The sequence below is a fragment of the Cupriavidus basilensis genome (genome assembly GCF_029335485.1).
GTDB lineage: Bacteria > Pseudomonadota > Gammaproteobacteria > Burkholderiales > Burkholderiaceae > Cupriavidus > Cupriavidus basilensis_E.
Genome location: NZ_JARJLM010000044.1, coordinates 1 through 3,407 on the forward strand (window position 1 = coordinate 1; position 3,407 = coordinate 3,407).

Annotated in this window: 4 protein-coding genes and 1 rRNA gene; 3 read left to right on the top strand and 2 right to left on the bottom strand. The window is 61.8% G+C overall.

What is annotated here, in order from left to right; translation table 11 throughout:
- Positions 1–55 precede the first annotated feature (55 nt).
- A 5S ribosomal RNA gene (gene rrf, locus P3W85_RS02820) occupies positions 56–168 on the top strand.
- Positions 169–324: 156 nt separating this feature from the next.
- Positions 325–633, top strand: a complete 309-nt coding sequence (locus P3W85_RS02825) for a GIY-YIG nuclease family protein (protein ID WP_276263647.1) — start codon at positions 325–327, stop codon at positions 631–633.
- 63 nt (positions 634–696) lie between these two features.
- Here the strand turns inward: P3W85_RS02825 and P3W85_RS02830 are convergent, their stop codons facing one another.
- Both P3W85_RS02830 and P3W85_RS02835 read right to left on the bottom strand, forming a co-directional pair.
- Positions 697–1,119: an organic hydroperoxide resistance protein gene (locus tag P3W85_RS02830; protein WP_017224415.1), complete on the bottom strand. Its 423-nt coding sequence runs from the start codon at positions 1,117–1,119 to the stop codon at positions 697–699.
- 101 nt (positions 1,120–1,220) lie between these two features.
- Entirely contained in the window at positions 1,221–1,691 is a 471-nt protein-coding gene (locus P3W85_RS02835; protein WP_276263648.1) for a MarR family winged helix-turn-helix transcriptional regulator, read from the bottom strand.
- A 195-nt stretch (positions 1,692–1,886) separates the two neighbouring features.
- Here P3W85_RS02835 and P3W85_RS02840 point away from each other — a divergent pair, with 195 nt between their 5' ends.
- The gene (locus P3W85_RS02840) at positions 1,887–3,350 is read left to right on the top strand and encodes a DegQ family serine endoprotease (protein ID WP_276263649.1); all 1,464 of its coding nucleotides are present in this window, start codon (positions 1,887–1,889) and stop codon (positions 3,348–3,350) included.
- Positions 3,351–3,407: the final 57 nt, after the last annotated feature.

Below are 3,407 nucleotides of genomic sequence, written 5' to 3' on the forward strand. Positions count from 1 at the left end.
ACTACTACATCCCTATTCGCTGCGTTGACCGAGTCAGCGCGGCACACCGTTTATGCCTGGTGACCATAGCGAGTTGGAACCACCCCTTCCCATCCCGAACAGGACCGTGAAACGACTCCACGCCGATGATAGTGCGGATACCCGTGTGAAAGTAGGTAATCGCCAGGCTCTCCCTTGAAACCCCCCAGTACGACAGTACTGGGGGGTTTTGCTATTTAAGGTCCGAAAATGCATGCCACACACACATATGGCGTGCTTTGCACCGGGCGGATCGCGCCTGCATAATTGGTACTCCGCCGTTTCTGACCCTCAAAAAAATCCAGAATGCCAGCCGACGGCGACGCCTCGTGGTTTCTCTACCTGCTCGAATGTGAGGGCAACACGATCTATACCGGGATTACGACCGATGTCGAGCGCCGTTTTGCTCAACATCTGGCGGGAACGGGCGCTAAATACACGCGATCTCGCAAGCCGATCAGGATCCTGGGATGGCAGAGATTCGCGAACCGGTCCGAAGCATCGAAAGCGGAGGCCGCTGCAAAACGGCTGACTTCGGCACAGAAGCGCGCACTTTGCGTGAATTTGACGCGAGATCTGAAACGGCCCCAGGGTGAAGGGCCGGCTGGCACATAGTCTGGCCATACATAGTCTGGCAGGGTGACCGGCCAGACTACGCCAAGTCGCAACTGGCGCGAATCAGACCAGCGTCAGGGTTACGTCGATATTGCCGCGCGTGGCGTTCGAATATGGGCAGACCTGATGCGCCTGCTCCACCAGTTTCTCGGCGGCTGCCCGGTCGAAGCCCGGAATCGAGATCTTCAGTTCCACCTGGATGCCGAAACCTTGCGGGATCGGGCCAATGCCAACCGCGCCTTCGATCGAAGTATCGGCGGGCAAGGTGATCTTCTGCTGCCCGGCAACAAAGCGCATCGCACCAATAAAGCAAGCCGAATAGCCAGCGGCAAACAACTGTTCCGGATTGATGCCGTTCCCGGCGCCACCCATCTCCTTGGGCACCGCGAGCTTGGCGTCCAGCAGGCCATCCGACGATACGGCGCGGCCATCGCGGCCGCCGGTGGCGGTGGCGTGGGCGGTGTAGACGACTTTTTCCAGCTTCATAATGCTCTCCTTGCTTGGCCCTCTGACAGTGAGCCGGTTGGGGCGGCCACTCTCGCGGCCGTCGATGAAAATGAAACCGTTGGATGCGCCGAGTTGCGCGCCTAGTCAGGCAATCGGGCTTCCAGCGTGGCACGCAGGCTTTGCAGGCGTTGTGTCAGTGCCTGGATTTCTTCCAGCGTGCATTGGGTCGCGCACAACATCTGTTGCGGAACGTTCAAGGCTGGCTGCCGCAACCGCCGGCCCGCATCGGTAAGGCTCACGAGAACCCGCCGCTCATCGGCCGAGTCCCGGAGACGGATGACCAGGCCAGCACTTTCGAGGCGCTTCAGCAGCGGTGTCAGCGTGCCCGAATCGAGAGCCAGGCGCTCGCCAAGGGCTGAGACCGTGACTCCATCCAGTTCCCACAGTGCCAGCATGACTAAATACTGCGGATAAGTAAGTCCAAGCTTACTCAGGACCGGCTTGTAAAGCTTGGTCATGGCCAGCGAGGTTGAGTAGAGGGCAAAGCACAGCTGCTTGTCGAGCTGCAGCAGCGTTTCGTCCGGTACGGTCGGGAAGCAGCTTGTAGTCATGCATATATATTACTAGCAATTAAATTGTGCGCAATATAAATTTCCGAGCGCCTCAAGAAGCATTCGGGATCTTCCAGCCGATCCGGGGCGATGCGCCGGCGTTCCTTAAGTCTGGTTTAAGGATCGCGGCTTAGCATGGTCCTGTCGCGTCCGGAAGAGTTCGGACGCCCTGAATGACCAGAAGAGGAAAACGCCATGATTCGCCAGACGCTTGCTCGTTCCGCCATCGGTATTGCGGCCCTGGCCGCTCTTGCCGGAGGCTACACCTATCTGCAGAGGGAAGTGATCACGCCGGGATACGCAGCACCGGCGCCCGTGACTGCCCCGGCCCAGCCCATGGCGGTGGCCGCGCCCACGGATTTCTCGGCGATTGTCGACCAGTACGGCCCTGCCGTGGTCAACATCAGCGTGACGGCGCGCGCCCAGCACACTTCGGCGCAGGTACCGCAGGGCATGGATCCGGACGATCCTCTCTTCCAGTTCTTCAAGCGCTTCGGACCGCAGTTCCAGGGGCCGCAGAACGCCCAGCCGCAACTGGTGCGCGGCCTGGGTTCGGGTTTCATCGTCAGTCCTGACGGCCTGATCCTGACCAATGCGCACGTGGTTGATGGCGCCCAGGAGGTGACCGTCAAGCTGACCGACAGGCGCGAGTTCAAGGCCAAGGTGCTTGGCGCGGATGCGCAGACGGACGTCGCGGTAATCAAGATCGATGCCAAGGACCTGCCGACGGTACGGCTCGGCGATCCGGCGCGAGTGCGCGTGGGGGAACCGGTGCTGGCTATCGGTTCGCCCTACGGTTTCGAAAACACCGTGACCGCGGGCATCGTCAGCGCCAAGTCGCGCTCCTTGCCGGATGACACCTATGTGCCGTTCATCCAGACCGATGTGGCGGTCAACCCTGGCAACTCGGGCGGTCCGCTGTTCAATCAGCGTGGCGAGGTAATCGGGATCAACTCCCAGATCTACAGCCAGACCGGGGGCTACCAGGGGCTGTCGTTCTCGATCCCGATCGACGTCGCGACCAAGGTGCAAGGGCAACTGGTGGCGCATGGCAAGGTCACGCGCGGCCGCCTGGGCATCGGCGTGCAGGAGGTCAACCAGGCCCTGGCGCAATCCTTCGGCCTGGCGAAGCCCAGTGGTGCGCTGGTCAACTCGGTCGAGCCGGACAGTCCGGCCGCGAAGGCTGGCGTCAAGCCGGGCGACGTGATCGTGCAATTGGGCAATGACGTGATCGACCACTCGGGCGACCTGCCGGAGCATGTCGCCGACCTGGCCCCGGGCACGCAGACATCGCTCAAGGTGATCCGCAAGGGCGAGTCCGTGACGCTGACGGTGAAGGTCGGCACGGCGAAGGATGCTACCGTGGCGGACAAGAACCCGGCCAATGACGTGGGCGGCAAGCTTGGCCTGGCGGTACGCCCGCTGAGCCCGACGGAGAAGCGCGATAGCGGCATCGACGGCGGGCTGGTGGTCGAGGATGTTGCCGGTCCGGCGGCCAAGGTCGGCATCCAGCCGGGCGACGTCATCCTGTCGATCAACGGCACGCCGATCACTTCGGCGGAGCAGTTGCGGGCGCTGGTGGCGAAATCGGGCAAGCAGGTCGCACTACTGGTGCAACGCGACGACGCTCGCATTTTCATCCCGCTCGACCTGGGCTGAGCGCAGACCAGGCGCAAAGTTAACCGCTCTGTTTACAGCGGTGTTAACATCGGCATG